The sequence below is a fragment of the Methanosarcina sp. genome, from assembly GCF_035390745.1.
Lineage (GTDB): Archaea > Halobacteriota > Methanosarcinia > Methanosarcinales > Methanosarcinaceae > Methanosarcina.
In genome coordinates, this window is the sequence record NZ_DAOOUJ010000102.1 from 3,377 (window position 1) to 6,096 (window position 2,720).

General features: G+C 39.4%; 3 protein-coding genes. 1 reads left to right on the plus strand and 2 read right to left on the minus strand.

The annotated features are described in order from the left end of the window. The coding region (locus tag PLL47_RS14265) for a hypothetical protein (protein ID WP_324447139.1) at positions 1 to 409 on the minus strand (409 nt) is incomplete at its 3' end. 325 nt (positions 410 to 734) lie between these two features. Between PLL47_RS14265 and PLL47_RS14270 the strand changes: the two genes are divergently transcribed. Next, positions 735 to 1,928 carry a M24 family metallopeptidase gene (locus PLL47_RS14270; protein WP_324447141.1) on the plus strand — a complete coding sequence of 398 codons (1,194 nt, stop codon included), beginning with the start codon at positions 735 to 737 and terminating at the stop codon, positions 1,926 to 1,928. Positions 1,929 to 2,146: 218 nt separating this feature from the next. Here PLL47_RS14270 and PLL47_RS14275 read toward each other — a convergent pair whose 3' ends face one another. Next, positions 2,147 to 2,314: a hypothetical protein gene (locus PLL47_RS14275; protein ID WP_324447143.1), complete on the minus strand. Its 168-nt coding sequence runs from the start codon at positions 2,312 to 2,314 to the stop codon at positions 2,147 to 2,149. Between the last annotated feature and the right edge of the window lie 406 nt (positions 2,315 to 2,720).

The following is a 2,720-nucleotide window of genomic DNA, read 5'->3' on the forward strand; positions in this document are numbered from 1 at the left end:
TCCAGAATCCAGGGATATACCTTGGTTTGTATCTGATTTGCGATATCTTCTTTTGCTTTGTCCCTTTCCATGATCCTGGGATATATCGTGGTTTACTCTCCGAAGCTGGCCTCCAGAATCCAGGGATATACCTTGGTTTGTATCTGATTTGCGATATCTTCTTTTGCTTTGTCCCTTTCCACGAGCCGGGAATATACCTGGGTTTGTTTTCTGCTGTTGGTTTCCAGAACCCTGGAATATATCTGGGCTTGTAGCCGGTTTTTGATATAACTTTTTTCTGTGTTGTCCCTTTCCAGGAACCAGGGATATATCGAGGTTTATTTTCTACTGTTGGAATTTTATTGACTTTTATCTCTATCTTCTTAGCTGTCTTATGAGCCTTTGATTTTGCTGTATGTTTCTTAACCAAGGCGCCGACCTCCTAATATAATTTGCTTTATCTAACTGCTAAATAACCTGCAAAAACCTTTAAATGCGACAAATTACGCACTTAATACGATAAAATATACACATGCACATATAAATAAATATTTAGCAGTTAGCATAGGCACCCTGGTCAGTTTAAAGCAACTTTGCAGCTGACTGATCTGTTTTTGGTTTTATGCAAATTCCACTGCAGATGGGTTTGCCGCTTAAAAATTTGAGTAAGTAGGTCTTTTTCTATGGTTCCAGCCCAAATAGCGTTGGGTTATACTTCTATAATTGGTGGCAGATAACTTAGTAAAGGGATCCGAATGATCAGGAAAGTACCTTTGACCGAATTGAAAAACCGTATGAGATGCTTCAGAGAAAAGATGAATATCTCAAATCCTGACTGGGAAGTCGCTGTTATTTTCAGTAAAATCAATCTTTATTACTTTACAGGCACCATGCAGGATGGAATATTAATTATTCCCAGGAATGAGGAAGCAACATTCTGGGTACGGCGCAGTTATGAGAGGGCCCTGGATGAATCTCTATTTTCCAGCATAGAGCCCATGAACAGTTTTCGTGATGCTGCAAAGAATGTGAACAGGCTTCCTGATGCCGTATATCTGGAAACTGAAGTAGTCCCGATTGCTCTTTACCAGAGGTTTCAAAAATATTTTCCCTTTAAGAACGTCAAATCCATTGATGCCGAGATCTGTGCTGTTAGAGCATTAAAGAGTGAATATGAGCTGTCTCTGCTGCGAGAAGCCGGCAGGATCCATCAGCATGTTCTCGAAGACCTTGTGCCCGGGATGCTGTGCGAAGGGATGAGTGAGGCTGACCTGTCAACGGAACTGTTTTCTGTTCTGGTTGAAAAAGGGCACCACGGAGCATGTCGTTTTGGAATGTTCGATACGGAAATGATTCTGGGAAATGTCTGTTTTGGAGAAAGCTCCATTTATCCGACTTACTTTAACGGTCCAGGGGGAAAGCTCGGACTCAGCCCAGCAGCACCTGTGCTCGGAAGCCGTGACCGGAAGTTAAGAAAAGGCGACCTTGTATTTGTCGATGTAGGGTGCGGAGTTGATGGTTATCATACGGATAAAACCACAACATACATGTTTGGGTCTTCCCTTCCGCAGTATGCCATAGATATCCATAATAAATGTGTGGATATACAGAATGAAGCTGCATCAATGCTAAAACCCGGGATCGCTCCCTCAGAGATATATAGTACCATAATGAACGGGCTTGATAAGGAATTTCTGCAAAACTTCATGGGTTTTGGTAACCGTAAGGTAAAATTCCTCGGCCATGGGGTTGGTTTATTAATCGATGAAACTCCAGTAATTGCCGAAGGTTTTGATGAGCCTCTTCAGGAAGGAATGGTATTCGCCCTCGAACCCAAAAGAGGAATTGAAAAAATCGGTATGGTTGGAATTGAAAATACCTTTATAGTAACTGAAAAAGGTGGAGAATGCATTACAGGGGATAATCCGGGCTTGATTCCTGTATATTGATTATAAATTGGATAAAAGAGCTGATGTTTAGTGAGTTAAGACAAACTAATTGTGAGGAAGTACAGTTTTTAAGAACAAAGTATGAATGCTTTGATAGTTGCTATCTCCCTTTGCAGCTATCTAATCTCTTTTCTACCTACGTTCTTTTCTGCAGATTCCATCCCTCTCTACCTGATCGTATCATATATTGTCTGGATACCTGTATCCCCGTCAACTGTTCAGATTTCAGTGTTAATTGCAGGTGTTACAGTATAGTTGCTTGAGATTTTTTCTTTATCTATATTCTCAGTTATTGTCGCTGCAGTGGAAGATAAAAAAGCAAACTTTTCAGCATAATCAAAAACATCTTTCTCAATATTTTTTGCTCCCTTTTTAACACTTGTCAAGACAGCTTACTTAAATTTTATGGCCAGATTATCAAACTATCAGTCTAATAGCCCTATAATTTTTCAAAGAACTCGAATTTAGGCTTGTCTATACTTTCAGTTGGATGATCTGGCCACAAATTAATTATAAGAGTAAATTCATGAAAAAAATGAACATTAAAAAGATGTTTGGGGGAGTTCAAATTTTCTCTGGAAAAGTCTATTTGAACTCCACGTTGCCCGGAGGCATGAGTTAGTGTTAGCCTTGCAATTATTTAAGGCTTGTCTGATCCTGCCTCCTGGGAATGAACAGGAGTGATCTACATGATAGCAAAGAAATTAGGAATAGGATCATTGTTTTTGGCAATGTTTCTAGTGCATAGATTCTGATATAAATCCATAAAATAATTATATTAATTGTACAATA